The organism is Streptomyces sp. NBC_01352 (assembly GCF_036237295.1).
GTDB classification, from domain to species: Bacteria; Actinomycetota; Actinomycetes; order Streptomycetales; family Streptomycetaceae; genus Streptomyces; species Streptomyces plumbiresistens.
In genome coordinates this window covers 142,532-161,968 of record NZ_CP108354.1, presented here as the reverse complement: position 1 = coordinate 161,968, position 19,437 = coordinate 142,532, and the positions used below count along the sequence as shown (strand labels likewise).

The 19,437-nt window shown below is 70.0% G+C and carries 20 protein-coding genes and 2 pseudogenes; 17 read left to right on the top strand and 5 right to left on the bottom strand.

Going from position 1 to position 19,437, the window contains the following annotated elements:
* The first annotated feature begins 249 nt into the window (after window positions 1–249).
* The 3 genes from OG252_RS00870 to OG252_RS00860 all read left to right on the top strand — a co-directional run bounded on the left by OG252_RS00870 (window position 250) and on the right by OG252_RS00860 (window position 2,340).
* Window positions 250–1,347 (top strand): NmrA family NAD(P)-binding protein, encoded by a 1,098-nt coding sequence (locus tag OG252_RS00870; protein WP_329332899.1) that lies wholly within the window; start codon window positions 250–252, stop codon window positions 1,345–1,347.
* A 179-nt stretch (window positions 1,348–1,526) separates the two neighbouring features.
* The gene (locus OG252_RS00865; RefSeq protein WP_266452748.1) at window positions 1,527–1,994 is read left to right on the top strand and encodes an ester cyclase; all 468 of its coding nucleotides are present in this window, start codon (window positions 1,527–1,529) and stop codon (window positions 1,992–1,994) included.
* Window positions 1,995–2,004: 10 nt separating this feature from the next.
* Window positions 2,005–2,340 (top strand): winged helix-turn-helix transcriptional regulator, encoded by a 336-nt coding sequence (locus OG252_RS00860; protein WP_266452750.1) that lies wholly within the window; start codon window positions 2,005–2,007, stop codon window positions 2,338–2,340.
* A 58-nt stretch (window positions 2,341–2,398) separates the two neighbouring features.
* Here the strand turns inward: OG252_RS00860 and OG252_RS00855 are convergent, their stop codons facing one another.
* Window positions 2,399–2,575: a hypothetical protein gene (locus OG252_RS00855; protein ID WP_329332896.1), complete on the bottom strand. Its 177-nt coding sequence runs from the start codon at window positions 2,573–2,575 to the stop codon at window positions 2,399–2,401.
* 172 nt (window positions 2,576–2,747) lie between these two features.
* Window positions 2,748–2,963, bottom strand: a pseudogene (locus tag OG252_RS00850) (alpha/beta fold hydrolase); the annotation flags it as partial.
* Window positions 2,964–3,135: 172 nt separating this feature from the next.
* Here OG252_RS00850 and OG252_RS00845 point away from each other — a divergent pair.
* The 4 genes from OG252_RS00845 to lexA all read left to right on the top strand — a co-directional run bounded on the left by OG252_RS00845 (window position 3,136) and on the right by lexA (window position 9,041).
* Window positions 3,136–4,059, top strand: a complete 924-nt coding sequence (locus tag OG252_RS00845; protein ID WP_329332893.1) for a hypothetical protein — start codon at window positions 3,136–3,138, stop codon at window positions 4,057–4,059.
* 161 nt (window positions 4,060–4,220) lie between these two features.
* Window positions 4,221–4,646, top strand: a complete 426-nt coding sequence (locus tag OG252_RS00840; protein WP_266452758.1) for a hypothetical protein — start codon at window positions 4,221–4,223, stop codon at window positions 4,644–4,646.
* 451 nt (window positions 4,647–5,097) lie between these two features.
* A complete protein-coding gene (locus OG252_RS00835) occupies window positions 5,098–7,944 on the top strand; it encodes a helix-turn-helix transcriptional regulator (RefSeq protein WP_329332890.1) in 2,847 nt (948 codons plus the stop codon).
* A gap of 425 nt (window positions 7,945–8,369) precedes the next feature.
* Complete coding sequence (gene lexA / locus OG252_RS00830; RefSeq protein ID WP_329332888.1) at window positions 8,370–9,041, top strand: transcriptional repressor LexA; 672 nt, start codon at window positions 8,370–8,372, stop codon at window positions 9,039–9,041.
* 157 nt (window positions 9,042–9,198) lie between these two features.
* Here lexA and OG252_RS00825 read toward each other — a convergent pair whose 3' ends face one another.
* Both OG252_RS00825 and OG252_RS00820 read right to left on the bottom strand, forming a co-directional pair.
* Complete coding sequence (locus OG252_RS00825) at window positions 9,199–9,402, bottom strand: hypothetical protein (protein WP_329332886.1); 204 nt, start codon at window positions 9,400–9,402, stop codon at window positions 9,199–9,201.
* Window positions 9,403–9,601: 199 nt separating this feature from the next.
* Window positions 9,602–9,958 carry a hypothetical protein gene (locus OG252_RS00820; RefSeq protein ID WP_266452765.1) on the bottom strand — a complete coding sequence of 119 codons (357 nt, stop codon included), beginning with the start codon at window positions 9,956–9,958 and terminating at the stop codon, window positions 9,602–9,604.
* Window positions 9,959–10,228: 270 nt separating this feature from the next.
* Here OG252_RS00820 and OG252_RS00815 point away from each other — a divergent pair, with 270 nt between their 5' ends.
* The 10 genes from OG252_RS00815 (at window position 10,229) to OG252_RS00770 (ending at window position 19,164) form a co-directional block, all read left to right on the top strand.
* The gene (locus tag OG252_RS00815; protein ID WP_329332884.1) at window positions 10,229–10,402 is read left to right on the top strand and encodes a helix-turn-helix domain-containing protein; all 174 of its coding nucleotides are present in this window, start codon (window positions 10,229–10,231) and stop codon (window positions 10,400–10,402) included.
* Between the two features lie 283 nt (window positions 10,403–10,685).
* The gene (locus tag OG252_RS00810) at window positions 10,686–10,991 is read left to right on the top strand and encodes an MSMEG_0570 family nitrogen starvation response protein (RefSeq protein ID WP_266452767.1); all 306 of its coding nucleotides are present in this window, start codon (window positions 10,686–10,688) and stop codon (window positions 10,989–10,991) included.
* Window positions 10,988–12,301 carry an MSMEG_0569 family flavin-dependent oxidoreductase gene (locus OG252_RS00805; RefSeq protein WP_329332882.1) on the top strand — a complete coding sequence of 438 codons (1,314 nt, stop codon included), beginning with the start codon at window positions 10,988–10,990 and terminating at the stop codon, window positions 12,299–12,301. The genes OG252_RS00810 and OG252_RS00805 overlap by 4 nt, the downstream gene beginning before the upstream one ends.
* 15 nt (window positions 12,302–12,316) lie before the next feature.
* Window positions 12,317–13,132 (top strand): amidohydrolase family protein, encoded by an 816-nt coding sequence (locus OG252_RS00800; RefSeq protein WP_329332880.1) that lies wholly within the window; start codon window positions 12,317–12,319, stop codon window positions 13,130–13,132.
* A gap of 38 nt (window positions 13,133–13,170) precedes the next feature.
* The gene (locus OG252_RS00795; protein ID WP_329332878.1) at window positions 13,171–13,692 is read left to right on the top strand and encodes an MSMEG_0572/Sll0783 family nitrogen starvation response protein; all 522 of its coding nucleotides are present in this window, start codon (window positions 13,171–13,173) and stop codon (window positions 13,690–13,692) included.
* A gap of 10 nt (window positions 13,693–13,702) precedes the next feature.
* Entirely contained in the window at window positions 13,703–14,809 is a 1,107-nt protein-coding gene (locus OG252_RS00790; protein WP_329332876.1) for an MSMEG_0568 family radical SAM protein, read from the top strand.
* Window positions 14,809–16,347, top strand: a complete 1,539-nt coding sequence (locus OG252_RS00785) for an MSMEG_0567/sll0787 family protein (RefSeq protein WP_406499307.1) — start codon at window positions 14,809–14,811, stop codon at window positions 16,345–16,347. The genes OG252_RS00790 and OG252_RS00785 overlap by 1 nt, the downstream gene beginning before the upstream one ends.
* Window positions 16,344–17,192 (top strand): carbon-nitrogen hydrolase family protein, encoded by an 849-nt coding sequence (locus OG252_RS00780; protein WP_329332872.1) that lies wholly within the window; start codon window positions 16,344–16,346, stop codon window positions 17,190–17,192. The genes OG252_RS00785 and OG252_RS00780 overlap by 4 nt, the downstream gene beginning before the upstream one ends.
* A complete protein-coding gene (locus OG252_RS00775) occupies window positions 17,189–18,025 on the top strand; it encodes a carbon-nitrogen hydrolase family protein (RefSeq protein ID WP_329332870.1) in 837 nt (278 codons plus the stop codon). The genes OG252_RS00780 and OG252_RS00775 overlap by 4 nt, the downstream gene beginning before the upstream one ends.
* Complete coding sequence (locus tag OG252_RS00770) at window positions 18,022–19,164, top strand: MSMEG_0565 family glycosyltransferase (RefSeq protein ID WP_329332868.1); 1,143 nt, start codon at window positions 18,022–18,024, stop codon at window positions 19,162–19,164. Before OG252_RS00775 ends, OG252_RS00770 begins: the two co-directional genes overlap by 4 nt.
* Window positions 19,165–19,193: 29 nt before the next feature.
* Here the strand turns inward: OG252_RS00770 and OG252_RS00765 are convergent.
* A pseudogene (locus OG252_RS00765) lies at window positions 19,194–19,398 on the bottom strand (transposase); the annotation flags it as partial.
* Between the last annotated feature and the right edge of the window lie 39 nt (window positions 19,399–19,437).

The following is a 19,437-nucleotide window of genomic DNA, read 5'->3' as shown; positions in this document are numbered from 1 at the left end:
CCTCTCTCCGAGCGCACAGGCGCCCCGCACAAGTCAATGGCCAAGGTCGGGATACGGGCGCTTGCCGCTTAGAAACCGATCGGTGTACCGTGGTGGAAACCGAATGGTTTCCAACGTCTCATGATCCGCACCCACGCGGCGTCAGCCAGTTGGTGCCGTTGGTCGCCAAGTTGCTGTAGAGATCAGCCCCGAACGCGCCGGCCCAGCGCGCGCTGAGCGCGTCCATACTCAACCTCGGAGTCAAAGATCATGTCTTCTCATGCCACCTCCACCATCTTCGTAGTAGGCGGCACGGGGGCTCAAGGTATACCCATCGTTCGCGCTCTCGTCGCCGACAAGAAGTACTCCGTCCGGGTCCTCACCCGGGATGCCACCTCCGCCCGGGCCCAGGCTCTCCTCGCGCTCGGCAACGTCTCCATCCTCGAAGGGTCATTCGCCGACGAGGACGTGCTGCGCGAAGGATTTCGCGGCTGTGACGGGGCGTTCATCAACATCGACGGGTTCAACACCGGCGAGAAGGCCGAGACCTACTGGGCCATCCGCAGTTATGAGATAGCGATCGAAGAAGGAATCAAGTTCTTCGTCTACGGAAACCTCGACTATGCCCTCAAGAAGTCAGGCTACGACTCCAGGTTCCGCACCGGCCACTATGACGGCAAGGGCCGCATGGCCGAATGGGTGCTGTTCCAGAACGAGAGGAACAGGGACCGCATGGGAGCGGCGGTCTTCACGTCGGGCCCCTACATCGAGATGGTGATCTCGCCGCTCACGCCCATGCAACCCAGCGTCGAGGACGGCGTCGTCACCTGGCGAGTCCCGCTCGGCGAGGGAGCCGTTCCGCACGTGGCTCTCGAGGACTGCGGATTCTATGTCCGCTGGCTCTTCGATCACCCGGAGCGGGCCAATGGCATGGACCTCGAAGTCGCCATCGAGCACATGACCTACACCGATATGGCTGCGGCATTCGAGAAGGTCACCGGGCATCCGGCCCAGTACATCGACACCGATCTGGACACATACTGGAACAGTCCGGACCTGAAGGGGATCGCTGATCACCCTGCCGGATACAACGCCGATCCCAACGACAAGAGCACCATGAGCTTCCGTGACAACTTCACGGGCTTCTGGAACGTGTGGAAGCACGGAATCATCACCAGGGACTACGCCCTGCTCGACGAAATCCACCCCAACAGGATCAGGAGCGCTGAGGAGTGGTTCCGCCGCGAAGACCAGTTGGGAAGGGAACTTGGCAAGGGAAGCCTCTGGGAGAGGGTTCAGCCTGAGAACTGGACCATGGACTCCGCGGTCCTCAAGAGCAGTGCGGATTTCAGGACGGGCAAATTGTAGACGGACGCGATCGGCGCCGCCCACGGCCCGTCCAACAATGTCAGGAGCGCTCAATCGGACATTCCGGCGGGGGAGTGCTCCAGATCACACATGCGCCTCCCATTAGTTCATTTGATGTAACTGGCTCCGTAGGGGAACCGTAGCTGGGTCAGCCCACACCACACATCACGGAGGACCTCATGCCTGCGATCAGTACGGCCAACACCGCGAGCGAGATGGTGCGCTCGGCCACGACCCCCGCGTTGCGGGTCGCCGCACGCGAGCTGGAGCTCTATGACACTGGGGACGTCGCCGGGGCGGATGAGGTGTTCGCCCCGGATCTGATCGACCGCAACCCCGCTGCCGACGCCGCCTCGGGCATCGACGGCATGCGGGCGCTGATCGCCGCGACCCGCGACGGATTCACCGACAGGCAGCACCGGATCCTGTTCCAGGAGGAGCTCCCCGGCGGCTGGGTGGTCCTCCACTGGCGGATGACCGCGACCCACACAGGAGACGCCTTCGGGTTCCCCGCCAGCGGCAAGCCGGTCGATATCAACGGCCAGGACATCATGCGCATTGTCGACGGCAAGATCACCGAGATCTACCACGTCGAAGAACTGCTCAAGCTCACCCAACAGATCAGCACCGGCGCGCAGTCGGCGTGAAGAGCAAACCATGACTGCTGACCGTCTCCCGGAGTGCGGCGTCGCCCGGTTCATCACCCTGCTCGATGGCCCGTGGGCCACCCTCATCGTGCGCGAACTCCTTCGCGGCCCCCACCGCTTCACAGAGTTGCGCGACGCGCTTCCCGGCATCAGCCCGCACACCCTGACCAGTCGGCTGCGCCAGTTCGAACGGCACGGCATCGTCACCCGCACCGCCTACCCGGAGATCCCCCCGCGGGTCGAGTACCGGCTCACCCCTCTCGGCGAAGGCCTGCGCGCTGTCCTCGACACCATGGCCACCTGGGCCGTGACAGTCCCCGACGGCGAGCCCACAGCCACCGCGTGACCCTCGGACCAGCGTTACTGCATCGGCCACCCGGACGGCGGCCGGGGGAGGGCGGCGCTCACGGCTGGTCCTTGCGGTCGATGAGGGGCAGGACGAGGCGGCTGGGGTGGTTCGGCCCGTGGCGGATATGGTTGACCGCGGTGATCATCTGCTCCTCGCTCTCGCGGGCGATGACGCCTCCGGTGTTGGTGTTGCGCCGGCCCCGGGTGTTCTGGAGGTGCGAGCCGGTAGACATCGGCGCGCAGCACCGTGCCGTCACGCATCTCCGCCGGAACATCGAACTCGATCTGCATTTCTGCCATGTACTGCTCCTTCGCCTGCCATGACGTTGTCACGCGACATGGTCGAACCCGGTCCCGGTCACGCACTGCACCCGAACGGGGATGGCCACGACACTCTCAAGGCAGTCACGCCAGCGCGGTCAGCAGGTCGGCCAGTACGTCGGGCCGTTCCAGGGCGATGAAGTGGCCGGCCTTCGGGACCTGTGTGAAGTCGGCGGCGGGCAGCAGTTCCTTGTTGGCTTCCCGGTCCGAGGGCCGGGACCAGTCGTTCTCCCCGTAGACGAGGTGGACGGGGGCCTTGACCTCGGCATAGCGCGAGCGGGCCGCGATGAGGCTCGGCAGGGCCAGGATGCCACTGCGGCAACTCCGCGGCCGGCGAACATACGTAGCCGATTGCGTAGTTCTACTGATCTCTTCAGCGTCCGCTTAGGGAAGGGTCTTGATCGAGGATGAACCGTGCGCGACCGGTAGAGCCACTGAGTACAGGTCGGGATGATGACGTTGCTGGAGTCTGATGACGTTGCTGGAGTCTGCAGGAGACCGGGTACGGTGGCTGGTCCGCGCCGTCACCCCGACGGGACGTAACCGGCCGGATCGGTATGCCGCCGCCCCGGTCACCGCCTTGCTGGCGGCCGTCGCGCTGATGACGGCCGGCTGCTCGGGCGACGGAGACGGCACCGACGCATCGGCCGCCACGCCCACCGCCACCGGCACTGCCACCGCTGCCCCGACCACCCCGTCGGCCACGCCCTCCCCGCTCTACCCGACCGACGCCAAGGGCTGTCACCCCAACGGGGGGTGGACGACGGAACAGGTTGTGAGCTGGGTGCGAATAGAGGCCGATGTCCCCGCCGCAGGCGTCGACACCTCCAAGGACCCGGTCACGATCGACGAGAGCTTGGAGGGCTACTCCGGCCCGCTGTGCGAAACGGTCACCGTTCAGGTGGAGTTCTGGAAGCTCACCTACGGCTCGGCGGGCGCCGGAGAGTACACGACCAGCGCCACGGAGGCCCCGCCGGACTACTACTTCGACATGGACTCCGTGAAGCGGACCGAGCTGCGCGTCGACGGACGCAAGGAGCGCCTCGTAAAACCGCCGGAGAGGCTCTACGCCGGCGACCGCAGCGTCTGCGTGGGGGCCTTGGCCGCGGTGTACGTCGGCAGGCCCCTCAGGAGCAAGGAACTGCCCGAGCAGATCAGCACCGGGTCCGGGGGCGTCACTATCGCCGGCGGGGACGTGAAATTCAGGACCGAGCGGGTGGCCATGTATGAGCTGTCGCCTCCAGCGGCGCCGCAGGTCTGCAGCCCCGAGGGCAAGCCCACCGCCGACCCGTACGACGTGCCCGACGCCACGGGTGTGCCCGACCCGCTGTACCCGACGCCGACGTTCAGCTTCGACGTGAACGACGTCCTGCGCTCACCGAGTTACGGAGATTGAGCATGTGGAGAACCGGCTACCGACAGGGCCGCGGATTCACGAAATAGCTGGTGGGGACGGGTTAATCGATTATCGGAGCGATCCGAACAGATATCTGATCTAGGGAGACTGCTATGGGTAAGCGGGAATTGGGGCCGTATCCAGGTCTGAGATATGCGCACATGGTGTCCAAGGACATCCACAGCAGCCATGTCGTCCGTCAGTTTGCTCTCTATCCGATCGACATCGAGCGGCCGGAGAAGGGCCGGCGGGTGGAGGCGCTGGAATGCGGGAGCTGTCAAAAGCCGCTCAAGTTCAAGGTGCTCAGTGTCGCGGCGACCAAGAGCCGCCGGTGGGCGTGGCTCGTGCTGGGCCTGGCCGGGGTAGCGGCGGCGCTCGGCTTCGGGGTGGCGATCTTCGAGGTCGGCGGGCAAGTGGCCGAGGAGGGGGCCTCCAACCCGGTGGGCCCGCTGGCGCTGGGCTTCCTCGCCGGGTTCCTTTCCGGGGCCGTCGGCCTGAGCTACTGGCGGTACGAGGACGGGGTGCGCGGGCCCGGCTCGCCGCTGATGTCGTTCGGTCGGCACGCTCTCCGGTGGCCGCCCAGCTAGCGCGACCCCCTGGCGAGATGCCTGATCTGCGAACCAGACACCACCGCAGGACCAAGCGCTCGTCAAGCTTGGGTCATACAGTTATGAACCCCTCAAAGCCAAGCTGACCTGCAGCGATGCCCTCGAAGATCAACTTATCTAGGAAACTCGGGCTAGGCCTGCCGGTCCGCCGAGAGGCGGCGCCACCGGGTGCAAGCCCACGGCGTCGAGTCCGCAGCAGGCCGGACAGGAACCGGAGGGCCTGACCGTCCAGCATCAGTTCGGCCCACCCGTCCCACTCAGACGAGGGTTGCCCGTTCCGCGCTGATCGAAGCCCACCCGCTCGGGCCGGCGGCTCGCCGTCGACGCGTAGCCGTCGACGCGGTGTGAGATCGAGGACACGAACCCACAGGTTGTCAGTGGCGTACGACAGGATGTGCGGAAGCACCAACTGTCGCGGGGGCGTGAGGGTATGACGACGGAACGGACACCGCTGGTCGGCAGAGAGGCGGAACTCGCGCGGCTCGACCGGCTGCTGGCGGACCTGGTGGGGGACGTGCCCGGCCGCCCGGCTGTGCTGGACGTCGGCGGTGAGGCGGGCATCGGCAAGAGCCGGCTGGTCCACGAGCTGTGTCTGGCCGCGACGCGGCGCGGGGCGGCGGTGCTGCGCGGCCGGGCGACGGAGTACGAACGTCACATCCCGTTCCAGCCGTTCACCGACGCCTTCTCCGACCTCGCCCCGGAGGTCGTCGAATCCTTCCCGGAGGCTGCCGAGGTCGCCCCGGTGCTGAGCGGCGCTCCCCGCAGCACGGACCGCTTCCACCTGCACCGGGCCACCGCCGCCCTGTTGACCCACGCCGCGGCGTCTGGGCTGGTCGTGGTCCTGGACGACATGCACTGGGCGGACGCCGCGTCGCTGGAACTCCTCGACCATCTCGTACGGCACCCCGTGCGCGCCCGCGTCCTGCTGGTCCTCGCCCGCCGCGACCGGCAGAGCCCCGCGCCGCTTGCCGCGACCCTCACCCGCGGCACGGAGACCGGCACGGTACTGCGGACGGTCCTCGGCCCGCTCGGCGAGCGGGACTGCGTCGAACTGCTCACCCCTGACCTGGCCCGCGACCAGGCCGTACGGCTCTTCACAGCGAGCGAGGGCAACCCGCTGTACCTGCTGAGCCTGCTCCAGGCGCACCGCGAGGGCGCGTCGGTGAGCCGACTGTCCACGACCGGCCTCGGGGCGCTGCTGCTCGACGAGCTGACCCCGCTGACGCCGTCGCAGGGCCGACTCGTCCAAGTGGTGGCAGCTCTGGGCGACCACGCCACGCCCGCGCTGCTCGGCCCGGTGACCGGCCACGAGCCGGGGCAACTGGCCGACGATCTCGCCGTACTGACCCGGCGCGACCTGCTGCGCACCGGCACGCACGGGCGGATCGCGCTGCGCCACCCCGTGCTGCGCAGCCTCGTCCGCGACGGCACCGACCCCTGGCAGCGCACGGAGATCCACCGGCTCGCCGGCGCCGAACTCGCCCGGACCGGCGCCCCGTTGGCCGAGCGAGCGCACCACGCCGAGCAGTCGCTGTCCGGCTGGGACCCGCGGGCGGCGGCGGTGCTGGACGAGGCCGCCGAGCAGGCCGCGCAGACGGCGCCCGCGAGCAGCGCGCACTGGCTTGAGGTGGTGCTGCGGCATCTTCCGCACACGCCGGAACACGCGGCCAGACGGCGCGAGTTGATGCTGCGGCGGGCCCGGGCGCTGGGCGTCGGCGGTCGGCTCCGGGAGAGCCGGGACCTGTTGCACCAGGTGATCGCCCTGCCCGACCCGGGCGACGGGACGGGGTCGCGGGCGTCTGCTGTCGTGCTGTGCGCCGTCATGGAGCGCCATCTGGGGCGTTACTCGGAGGCGGTCGCCCTGCTCCGCCGCGAGTTGCACCGTACTGATCCCGCGCCGTCGCTCGCCGACCAGGTGGCGCTGGGCCTGGAGCTGGGCTCCTCGGCCCCGCACGACACCTCGTACCAGGCGGTGCGCTCCGAGATGGCACACACCCTGGAGGTAGCCCGCTCCCTCGGGGACGAGACGGGGGTGGCGGGTGCGCTGAGCGTCGCGGCGCTGGGGGAGGCGTACGAGGGGGAGACGGCCGCGGCGGACGACTTCACCCGCCGGGCCGCGGCCCTCGTGGACTCGCTGCCGGACGGCGATCTGACCGGCCTGTGCGAGCCGCTGGTACGGCTGGCCTGGGCGGAGGCGTTCCTGGAGCGCTTCGCCGACGCGGAGCGGCACGCCGATCGGGGCCTGGCCATTGCCCGCCGCACCGGCCAGATCTACCTCCTGCCCCACCTTCTGTTGTGCAAGACACACGTGCGCACCCAGACCTGCCAGCTCGCGTCGGCGGTGGAACTGTCCGAGGAGGCCGAGGACATCGCCCGTGGCATCGGGAGTGACGAACTGCTCGCCTTCGTCCTCGCCACCAGGGCCCACGCCCTGGTCGACGCCTGCCCGCCCGGCGATCCGCGGCCACTGGCCACCGCCGAGGAGGCGGTGGCCGCGGCGGGTCTGGGCGTCAACTGGTGGGCGTCCATCGCTTGGTGTGTACTCGGCTACGCGGCGCTCACTGCAGGCGACCCGGCTCGTGCCCGGGAGGCGGTCCAGCGCGCCGGCGGCCCCGGCCTGCGACGGATGCAGCCCTCGATGCGGCCGCTGTTCATGGAGGTCCTGGTGACCGCCGCCGTCACCATGGGGGACCTGGACGCGGCGAAGGACTGGGCCGAGCGGGCCCGCGAGGAGGCCGAGCGGCTCGATCTGCCCGTACAGCGCGCCTCTGCCATGCGCAGCGCCGCGCAGATACGCCTCGGTCTCGGTGACGACAGGGCGGCGGCGGACCTGTTCGTGGCGGCGGCCGACGAGAGCGCCCGCAGCGCAGCGGTGTTCTGGGAGGCGTTCTCCCTGCTTTTCGGCGCCTCCCTGCTGGCGGCGGACCCGGACGGTTCGCGGCGCGGGCAGGCGGCCTTTCACCGGGGACGGCGGCTCGCCGTGGCCGGTGGGTGCGGGATGCTGACCGGTCTTGCCGAAGTGGTCGGCCCGTCGGTGGCTGCCGCCGCCGACGGGCCCGAACGCCGCCTTGCCGAACTGACCGCCCGCGAACGGGAGATCGCCGACCTCGTCGCCGACGGCCTCACCAGCCCGGCGATCGCCGAACGACTCTGCCTGAGCCGCCGCACGGTCGAGACCCACATCTCCCGGGTCTACCGCAAGACGGGAGTCTCATCGCGGGCAGCTCTGGCGGGCCTGATGGCGGGGCGCACGCCGAGGCCTTCCTTGAGAGGATGAGCCACGCACGGTTCGAGCCGCCGGTACCGGGGTCCTGGCCATCAGTCACAAGCCACAAGCCACAAGCCACAATGCACCGTGCGCGAGACCGTGTGAGCGAGCGGCGGTGCGGTGTGCCAGAGCGGCCAGCTGCCCCGCCCGACCCGACCTGGCAAGGTCTCGTCCTCGGCGCGGCTCGCCCTGCCCTTCGTCGTCACCGCGGCCAGCGACGCCCTGAGCGTTGGGACGGGCCGTACCTGTGTAGCTCGCCAATGGTGTGCTGCGGCTGTGTGGCCAGGGCGGCGTTCAGCGGGCCCTGGCAGCGATCACGTGTGCGATCGGCTCCGCTGCCGGACCTGGAAGGTGGTTTGCGTCAGGGCGTTCCATGTGCGCCGGATGGCGGGTTAAGGTCGCGTTCTGTGAGGATCTTGTAGGGAGGTGCCGGGATGGACAACAGCGCGCCAGCACGTCGGGGCCGTCCCCCGGGCTCCGGTACCGCCGAGGGGCAGCTGACGGACCGCCAGTCGGCCATCGTCCGCTACATCACGGAGTCGGTCGCGGGGCAGGGTTACCCGCCGTCGATGCGGGAGATCGGCAAGGCCGTGGGCCTCGTCAGTACGTCCTCGGTCGCCCACCAGCTGATGACCCTCGAGCGCAAGGGCGTCCTCTACCGTGACCCGCACCGTCCACGCGCCTACCAGGTACGGCCCTCCTGGGCACCCGACCTCGGCGCCAGGAGCGAAGCGCCGGTCGAGGTGCCGCTGGTGGGACGGATCGCCGCCGGTGCACCCCTGCTCGCCGAGGAACTGGTCGAGGACGTCTACTCCCTGCCCCGCCAAGTCGTCGGTGACGGCGACCTGTTCGCCCTGACGGTCTCCGGCGACAGCATGATCGACGCATCGATCTGTGACGGCGACATGGTCATCGTCCGCCGCATGGACAGCGCCGACCACGGCGACATCGTCGCCGCGCTCCTGGAGGACGAAGCAACCGTCAAGGTGCTGCGCCGGCAGGAGGGGCAGGTGTGGCTCATGCCCCGCAACCCCGCCTACGAGCCGATCCCCGGCGACCAGGCGCAGATCCTCGGCAAGGTCGTCGGCGTACTCCGCATGCTCTAGAAATGCGCGCGGCGCATCGCCGTGTGGCACCGTAAGGCTCAGGTCTGGCCCGTCGCACCCCCCGAGGTGACGGGCCAGACCCTTCATCCCCTGGGGCCACCCTGGTGGGACCTGTTGCAGATCGGCATTCAGGCGCAGCCGTGCGCCGGGCCCGGGGTCAGGCGCTGCGAGAGTGGCGCCCGGACGTCTTCTTGGCTGCCGCCTTCTTAGTGGCGGCCTTGGCAGTCTGGGCGGTCTTCGTGGCCGACTGCTTCTTCGCCGCCTCCTTGGCCGCGGCCTTCTTCGTCGGCAGTTCGTGGACATCGGCGTCCTCACCACGAGACGACCTGGCCTTCTCCACCGACTCCTGCAAGGCGGCCATCAGATCGACAACCTTGCCCAGCTCCGCGGGCTCCGGCGTCTCCGGAAGGGGCCTCCCGACGTGACCGTCCCCGACTCTCTCCGGGACAGCGTCCACGTGGCCGCGGCGCACCTGCCCCCCGATGCCTGGGCCCTTTCAGCGTGACCACTGATCAGGTGACGGCCTCGGCCTATGGCATCAAGGGCTTGCCGAGGAGCGGTCAGTTGAAAGCGTCGGTCATGCAGTCCACCCGGCAGTTGGCGGCCTCCCAGCGCTCGCGCAGGGCCGCAGCTGCTTCTTCGCGCTCCACGAAGACGTGCCCGTAGTGCTGGCACGCCACTCTGGTCACGGCTTCGACCGTGACGATGGCCGGTTCGCCGCGTGCGGCCCGGCGGCGCGCTTCAGCGATCGCCATGTCGGCAGAACGCAGCAGGGTCCTGGAACGGTCCCGGATCACGGCCGCCTGGGCCCGTTTCACCGAGAGGGGGCGTAGGACACGTCCCCGCCAGACGAATCCGGCGGCGACAAGTATGAAGCCGAGCGCTACGAACAGGAGTCCGCCGGGGTCATGAGGCATCTATCCAGTCTTCACCACTCGCGTGGTGATCGTCATGCCTGCGCACGCCCTCGCCGCTGTGCCAGGCTGAAGAAGAGGTCGTCGCACCGGGCCGCCTACTCCTCCAACGGCGCCGGCGTGGGCGGACACGGACGGCGAGCAGTCATTTTCAGCCCGCAGCCAGGCAGTTGGCTCCTATCACCGGCGTACGACCAACCGGACCCGTCGTGAATCCACAACCACCGCTGGATTCGACGAACTACCACTACTCCCGCGGCAGGCTCGTCGCCCATGACGCCGAACGCGGAACCGAACCTCCTGGCATCCTCACCGCGTACTTCGCAACTCCGCAACCTCGCCGGAACCGCACGCGCCCCGCACATCCACACCAACACGCTCCTCAAACGGATCGAGCGCATCGGCGACCTGCTCGGGAAGGACTGGCAACTGCTGGACACGCCCTGAGGCTTCAGCTCGCGGTTCAGCTGCATTCTTTGGCCCGGCGGATCGAACAGCCCTGACGTTCTCGGGTGAAGGTGGCAAGGTGCTTTATCCGTAGCAGCGCGGCATTCGGCGCATTCAATTTGCCTCAGAGGCAACTCTGCGTACCGACAACGCCACTTGGCGTGAGCACTACGTAACTCCGCTTTATTCCGGATGACGCCGTTCGGTAATTCGTGCTGGCTGAAGTGGTCCTCACAAGCAGCGGCGAGGTGCCAAGACCTCGGCGCCACGCATGGAGGATTTCATGCCTGAGCTGTATTTCCATGTGCGCTGGCCCGACGGAGAGACCCAGCGCTGCTACTCACCTTCCACGGTAATCGAGGACTACCTCACCACCGGTGGCGTGTACGAGCTCGGCGACTTCGTGGAGCGGAGCCGGACGGCGCTCGGTATCGCGAGCGGCCGGGTGCGTGAGAAGTACGGGTTCGCTTGTACGGGGGCGTCCGACCAGCTGGCGCAGATCGAGGAGACCGCCGCCGCGTACGCCTCCCTCGACGGGGCCAAGGTCACCGTCGAGGCTCTGAGCAAAGCCGACGGGAGCCCACGATGAGCGCGCCGCGGCTGGCTGGGGCCCATTACCCGGTGGCGGTCGTCGGCGGCGGTCAGGCCGGCCTGTCGGTCAGCTACTGCCTGCGTGAGCGCGGCATCGAGCACATCGTCGTAGAGCGGAGCCGGGTCGGCCACGAGTGGCGCGAGCGCCGCTGGGGCTCGTTCTGCCTGGTAACCCCCAACTGGCAGTGCAAACTACCCGGTTACCCGTATCAGGGGGACGACCCCGACGGCTTCATGGTCCGCGACGAGATCATCCGGTACCTGGAGGAGTACGTCGCCTTCTTCCAACCCCCGCTGGTAGAAGGCGTCGCCGTCACCGGACTGCGCCGGGGCGCCGGTGGCGTCTTCGAACTGGCGACCAGCGAAGGGGAGTTCACGGCCGACCAGGTGGTCGTGGCCACTGGTCCTTACCACACCCCGTCCATCCCCCGGATGGCCGAGCGGCTGCCCGCCGACATCGAGCAGGTTCACTCCTCCCGCTACCGCGACCCGGCCCAACTTCCCGACGGGGCCGTCCTGGTGGTCGGCACGGGGCAGTCCGGCTGTCAGATCGCCGAGGATTTGCACCTGGCAGGCCGGCAGGTCCATCTGGCTGTCGGCAGCGCGCCCCGTGTGGCCCGGTTCTACCGCGGCCGGGACTGCGTCGCCTGGCTCGACCACATGGGTTACTACGCCCGCGGCATCGACGAGTTCGACGACGCGGGGGCCGTCCGGATGCGGGTCAACCACTACGTCACCGGGCGCGACGGCGGCCGCGACGTCGACCTGCGCGCCTTCGCCCGTGACGGGATGCGCCTGTACGGCCGGCTGACCGGTATCGACGGTGCGCGGATGGAGTTCGCCGACGACCTGAAGGTCAACCTCGACCGGGCGGACGCCGTGGCCGAGGGCATCAAGGACAGCATCGACGCCCACATCGCCGCGCAGGGCCTCGAAGCCCCCGACGAGCCCCGGTACACGCCGGTGTGGGAGCCCTCCGAGCAGCCGGCCGCACTGGACCTGGAGGCCTCCGGCATCACCTCCGTCGTCTGGTCGACCGGTTTCACCCGGGACCACCGGTGGGTCGAGATACCCGTCTTCGACGGCCGCGGCTACCCCATGCACTGGCGTGGCGTCACCAGCACGCCCGGCCTGTATTTCCTGGGCCTGCCCTGGCAGTACTCGTGGGGCTCGGGACGCTTCGAGGCGGTGGGCCGGGACGCAGAATTCCTGGCGAACCACATCGACGCCTCGCGTCGTATGGCCGACGTCTGCGGTGCCCTCACGGGTGCCCCCAGCGAACTCGCCTCCGCGCTTCCGATCGGCTGAGGGAGGTATCCGCCCATGGTCTTCGACGCACACCGCCACATCGGCGTCCTGCCCGCCTATCCCTTCTACGGCGGACCGCCCGTCCACCCCGACACCACCGCCCGCGCCACGGTCAAGCAGCTCGTGGCCGACCTGGACGCCGAGGGCACCGAACGCGCCCTGGTCATCCCCAACTACGGCGTCCCGGACCCCGCCATCGCCTTCTCCTTCAACGAGCTGGCGATCGAGGCCGCCCAGAGCGACGACCGGATCCGGGCCGGCCTGTGGGTCTCCCCGCGCCCTGAGGACTCGGAGCGAACCGAACTCGCCCTCGCGCTGGCCGGCGAACGGGGCGTCAAGGCACTGAAGCTGAGCTTCCTGCTCGGCGGGCGCCCCACCGACCCGGCCTGCCGCCCGATGCTGGACCGGATCTTCCAGGAAGCCGGCCGTCATGGCCTGGTCGTCCATGTCCACACGTCGCCGGGTGCGGCCTCCGACATCGACGAGGTCGGCAACCTGGTGGACTGGTACGCCGACCACGTTCCCGTCCATCTAGTGCACTTCGGCGGCGGGATGAGCGGCCACATCAAGCTGGTCGGAGGCCGGTTCTTCGACTGGATAGACGCCGGCAAGCGCGTCTACACCGACCTCTCCTGGGCCATCGGTTTCACGCCGCGCTGGCTGGCCCAGGAGATCGAGCGCCGTGGTATCGGCCACGACCGGGTGCTTTTCGCCAGCGACCAGCCGTGGGGCGACTTCACGGGCGAGTACGCACGGCTCGCCGAAGCGACCGGCGGCGGCGAACTCGGCGAGCTGGTCTTCCGGGACACGTTCGCCGCGCTCTACGACTGACCACCGACCCCAACCACACCGCGTACAGGGAGACAGCCATGTCAGAAACCGTCGAGCTCACCGAGATCGAGCAGAAGTCCCTCAACGAGATCCCCCACCCGTCCCTGCCCGAGGGCACCAGCATCTACGGCTCCACCAAGGTCTTCCCCGACTACAAGGCCGAGGACGGCGAGGCCTACTTCACCCTCGTCCACGGCATCGCCCACGAGTCCTCGGTCTCCTTCGTCGCCGTGCTCCAGGCCACCCGCGCCCTGCGCAAGGGCTTCGAGACCGCCATCTACTTCTACGGCCCGGGCTCGCTCAACTGCCTTGCCACGCGCGGCTTCCCGACCGTCGGCAACTCCGCCTTCCCCGGCGAGCACAACATCAACAACCAGCTCAAGACGTTCCTCGCCGAGGGCGGCAAGGTCTTCTGCTGCCGCTTCGGCCTGTCCCTGCACGGCGCCCGCGAGGAGGACCTCATCGAGGGCGTCATCCCGACCCACCCCCTCGACGTCCAGGACGCCCTGATCCACTACGCCCGCAAGGGCGCCATCATCAACTCCACCTACCAGCTGTAAGGGGTATGCCGTGAGCGTTGGCACCGGTACGACCAGTACGGCGGTGGATGTGCGGATCATGACCCGCGCCGAACTCGCCCTGCACGGAGTGGCGTTGGAAGCCCCCGTGCGGCGGCCTGACGGTGCCGGACCGAGCGACGACGGACACGTCCTGGTCGACGGTGCCAACGCCGCGCTGCCCACCAACCCCGACAGCCCCTACTCCGTACGCGACGGCAAGGTGTGGCTCGGCGACGAGGCCGGGGCACTCACGGACACCGGCCTGACCCTGACCGCCGTACCCCGCCCGAAGTTCTACGACCTGACGACCGCCGACGGCATCCGTTACGAGCAGATCGCCCGCCTGCACGGCTCCGACGTCCTCGCCACCACCGTCGTCCAGACCTGTGTCCGCTACGCCGAGTCCGACCGCTGCCGCTTCTGCACCATCGAGGAGTCCCTGCGCTCGGGCGCCACGGTGGCCGCCAAGACCCCGGCCCAGCTGGCCGAAGTCGCCGAGGCGGCCGTGCGGTTGGACGGCGTGCGGCAGATGGTCATGACGACCGGTACGACCAATGGTCCCGACCGGGGTGCCCGCAATCTCGTACGTTCCGTGCGGGAGGTGCTGAAGGCCGTACCGGGGCTGCCGATCCAGGTGCAGTGCGAACCGCCGGCCGACCTGGCCTGGATCCGCGCGCTGCACGATGCCGGAGCCACCGCCATCGGCATCCACGTCGAATCCCTCGACGACGAGGTCCGCGGGCGCTGGATGCCCGGCAAGTCCACCGTCCCGATGGCCGAGTACGAGGCGGCGTGGGACGAGGCGGTACGGGTCTTCGGACCCAACCGGGTCTCCACCTACCTGCTCGTCGGCCTCGGTGAGGATCCCGACGAACTCATCGCGGGTGCTGCGGAGTTGATCGACCGGGGGGTGTACCCCTTCGTCGTCCCCTTCCGCCCGATGGGTGGCACTCTCGCCGCCCGGGACGGGATCGAGCCCCCCGGTGCGGAGCAGCTGCGGTACGTCACCGAGGGCGTCGCGGACAAGCTGCGGGCGGTCGGGATGAGCGGCGCCGACCAGCGGGCGGGCTGCGCGGCCTGCGGGGCGTGCAGCGTGCTGAAGACGGCGGGCGGCTGATGTCCGTGTACCTCGACGGATCCACGGCCCTGCCCATGGCGGACGCGCCGGTCGACATCCTGGCGCTCCTCGGCGACCGCAGCACCCTCGCTCGCCACCGGCCCGGGTTCCACATCGAACAGGCGGCAGACAAAGGCGAGGTGGCCGCCTACCGTCGACTGCGCCGGGACGCCTTCGTCCACGAGCAGGGCCTGTTCACGGGCCACGACCTCGACGACCGGGACGCCGACCTGCGTACGCTCGTGCTGGTCGCCAAGGACGACGCGGGCACCGTCGTCGGCGGCGTCCGGCTCGGTCCCGTCGCAGACGGCCCCGACATCGGCTGGTGGGCCGGCGGCCGGCTCGTCGTCGCCCCCGGCGCCCGCGGCCCGCACGGCATCGGCGCCGCGCTCGTCCGGGCGGCATGTGCGCGGGCGGAGGCCGAGGGTGTGCTGCGCTTCGACGCGACCGTCCAGGTCCGCAACGAAGTCCTCTTCAAGCGGCTCGGCTGGCGCCGGGTGCGTGCGACGACGGTCGCGGACGCCCCGCATGTGCTGATGCGGTGGCCGATCGGGCGGATCGCGGATCTCGCGGCGGCCACCAAGTCCCCACTCGGGCCGCTCCTCGCGGCCCTCCCCACAGCGGCGGCCCGCGCCCTCGACCAGGACCCGGCCGGCGGGGCCCTGGGAGTGAGGGTGCAGGCCGTCCCCGACACCCCGGGCATCCCCGGTGTCCTCGGTGGCGCCGGATTCGTCGGCGACGACGGGGCGCCGGTGCCCGGTACGGATGTGATCGCCGCCTGCGACGCGATCGTGCCGTCGATGGTCGAGCGGGACCCGGAGTGGGCGGGCTGGTGCTCGGTCCTCGTCAACGTCAACGACCTCGCGGCGATGGGCGCTTCACCGGTCGGGTTGCTCGACGCGGTGGGCGCCCGGGACGCGGCCCACGCCCGGCGGATCCTCCACGGACTCGGGCAGGCGGCACAGGCGTACGGCGTGCCCGTGCTCGGCGGGCACACCCAACTCGGCGTGCCCGCCGCCCTGTCGGTCACCGCGCTGGGTCGTACGGACCGTCCGGTCCCGGGCGGCGGCGGGCGGCCCGGGCACGCGGTGCGGCTCACCGCCGACCTCGGCGGCAGCTGGCGCCGGGGATACCGGGGCCGCCAGTGGGATTCGTCCAGTCACCGTCGTATCGACGAACTGCGCACCATGACAGGCGCGGTGGCCGCCGCCCGGCCCGCGGCCGCCAAGGACGTGTCGATGGCCGGTGTCGTCGGCACGCTCGGCATGCTCGCGGAGGCGAGCGGGTGCGGAGCCGTCCTCGACGTCGCCGCCGTGCCCCGGCCAAAGGCCGCGTCGACGGGCGACTGGTTCACGTGTTTCCCCGGCTTCGCGATGCTTACCGCCGACGAGCCCGACGCCCCGCCGCTCCCGGCAGGGCCGGCGACGGGCGCCGTGTGCGGGGAGCTGACGGCTGGACAAGGCGTCGGGCTGCGCTGGCCCGACGGGGAGATCACCGAAGCGGTCACCTCCACGGTGACCGGGATGGGGACCGCATGAGCACCCTGCGTATGGCGGCCGTCGCCGCCGCCTTCGGCCGCGACCTCGAAGAGGACTTCGCGATCGCCGAGCGGTTGATCAAGGAGGCACGCGAGCAGGAGGTACGACTCCTCGCCCTGCCGGAGGCCTGCCTCGGCGGCTACCTGCTCAGCCTCGACGACGACAGCGAGCTGGACGAAGGACCGCCCGCGCTCGCCCTCGACGGCCCCGAGATCCGCCGACTGGCCTCCCTGGCCGGGGAGATGACGGTCGTCGCGGGCTACTGCGAGGCCGCAGGCGACGCCCGCTACAACAGCGTGGTCTGCGTCAACGGCGACGGCGTGCTCGGCAACCATCGCAAGGTCCACCAGCCGCTCAGCGAGGACGCCAGCTACGCTTCCGGGGACCGCTTCCACGCCTTCGACACCCCGGTCGGCCGGATCGGCATGATGATTTGCTACGACAAGGCGTTCCCCGAGTCCGCGCGGGCGCTGGCCCTGGAGGGTGCCGAGATCGGCGTGGTCGTCTCCGCCTGGCCGGGCGCACGGACGAACGCCGCGGCCGATCTCGCGGGCGACCGCTGGAAGCGCCGCTTCGACCTCTTCGACCGGGCCCGCGCCCTGGAGAACCAGATCGTGTGGATCTCCGCCAACCAGGCGGGTACTTTCGGGTCGCTACGCTTCGTCGGCAGCGCCAAGGTCGTCGACCCCGGCGGCGAGATCCTCGCCGACACCGGTGTCGAAGCCGGTCTGGCGATCGCCGAACTCGACGTGGCCCAGGCCCTGGAGACCGCCCGCCGCTCGATGGGGCACCTGCGCGACCGGCGCCCGGAAACCTACACGTACGCAGGAGCAGTCAGCACATGAGCACGATCCGGATCGCGGCCGCCGCCGCCCACTTCGGCCGGGACCTGGAGTTCGACCTCGCGCGCATCGCGAAACTCATCGACGACGCGCGGAGCTCCGGCGCCGGGCTGTTGGTCCTACCCGACGCCGCGCTCGGCGGCTACCTCGCCGACCTGCGCCACCCCGACCCCGAGGCACTGCCCCCGGCCCTCAAGCCGGACGACCCGCTGATCCTCCAGGTCGCCCGCCTGGCCGCCGAGATGGTCGTCTGCGTCGGCTACTGCGAGGACGGCGGCGACGAGCACTACAACGCGGCCGTCTGCGTCAGCGGCGACGGCGTCCTGGGCCGTCACCGCAAGGTCCACCTCCCGGCCGGCGAGGTCGCGGCCTACGCGCCGGGCGACCGCTTCGACGCCTTCGACACCCCGGTCGGCCGGATCGGCATGCTCATCGACTACGACAAGACGTTCCCGGAGTCCGCCCGCTCCCTGGCCCTGGACGGCGCCGAGATCCTCGCCTGCCTGTCCGCCTGGCCCACCAGCATCACCAACCGCGCCCCGCGCATGGCCCAGGACCGCCAGGCCAAGCTCTTCGACCTCTACGACCAGGCCCGCGCCGCCGAGAACCAGGTCGTCCTCGCCTCCTCCAACCAGACCGGCGCGATGGGCGGCATGCGCTTCCTCGGCCAGTCCAAGGTGGTCGGCCCCGGCGGCGACATCCTCGCCCGCACCTGGGCCAAGGCCGGCCTCGCCGTCGCCGAGGTCGACGTGGCCACCGAGATGGACCGAGCCCGCCGCGTCCTGCGCCACCTGGACGAGCGCCGCCCCGCCGCCTACCGGGAGACTCCCTCGTGAAGATCGCCCTGCTCAGCTACTCGACCAAACCGCGCGGCGGCGTCGTTCACACCCTGGCCCTCGCCGAGGCGCTGGCGGCCGCCGGGCAGGACGTGACGGTGTGGACGCTGGGCCGCGGCGGCGACTCCGGTTTCTTCCGCGAGGTCGATCCGGCGGTGAGCACACGGATCGTGCCGTTTCTCGACGGACCGGAGGGCGAGACCGTGGGCGAGCGCATCCTCCGCTCGATCGCTACCCTCCGCGAGGCCTTCGACCCCACCCCGTACGACATCGTCCACGCCCAGGACTGCATCAGCGCCAACGCGGCGGGCCGCTGCGTCCGCACCGTCCACCACCTCGACCAGTTCACCACCCCTGAGCTGGCCGCCTGCCACGAACGGGCCCTCGTCGAGCCCTACGCGCACCTCTGCGTCTCACAGTCGGTCGCCGCCGACCTCGCCGTTGGCTGGGGCATCAAGGCCGAGGTGATCCCCAACGGTGTGGCCTACGAGCGCTTCGCCACCACAGCGGCGGCCGCCCGCGTCCGCTGGAGGAACCGGCTGGGCCGCTATGTGCTCAGCGTCGGAGGCATCGAGCCTCGCAAGGGATCACTGGACCTGCTGGAGGCATACGCCCTGCTGCGCTCCGACCACCCCGACGTACGACTGGTCATCGCGGGCGGCGAGACCCTTTTCGACTACCGGGACTACCGGGCCCGCTGGGAGACCCGGGCGGCCGAACTCGGCGTCGATCCGATCGTCCTGGGCCAGGTCGCCGAGGAGGAGCTGCCGTCGCTGGTCGCCGCGGCCGACGCCTTCGCGTTTCCCTCGGTCAAGGAGGGCTTCGGGCTCGCGGCGATGGAGGCACTGGCCGCGGGTGTCCCGCTGATCGTCCGTGATCTGCCGGTGCTGCGCGAGGTGTTCGAGGGCGCTGCCCGCTTCGGTGCCACCCAGCAAGACCTGGCCGACGAACTCGCCCAAGCCCTCACGCGGCAGGACCCGGCCCGACAGGCCGTCGGCCGTGAACTGGCCGCCCGCCACACCTGGGACACGGCCGCACAGCGCCACCTGGCCTTCTACCGCTCCCTGAACTGGGCGCTCCCGCGCGGGGGTCAACCCCAGGGCGGTGCCGTCAGTCGTCCTGGGGCCGGGTCTCCCTGAAGCGGGCGGCCGGTTCGCTGCGGGAGCGGGCGGTCCGCGAAGAGCATGTCGGGCCGACGACGCGGCCGGCCGACGACGCCTGCCACTGCCGGAATCTTGTCCAGCAGTGGCAGCAGTTGCGTGACGTCAATGCGGTTTGCCGCCGGTCAGTGACACCGCGAGCGGGATGCCCTGCCCGTCGGTGAGGACGCGGTGCTTGCTGCCCGGCCGTGCGCGGTCGACCGGGCTGGGACCGCTTCGTCTGGCCCAGGCGACCGGCCAAGCGGCATGGGG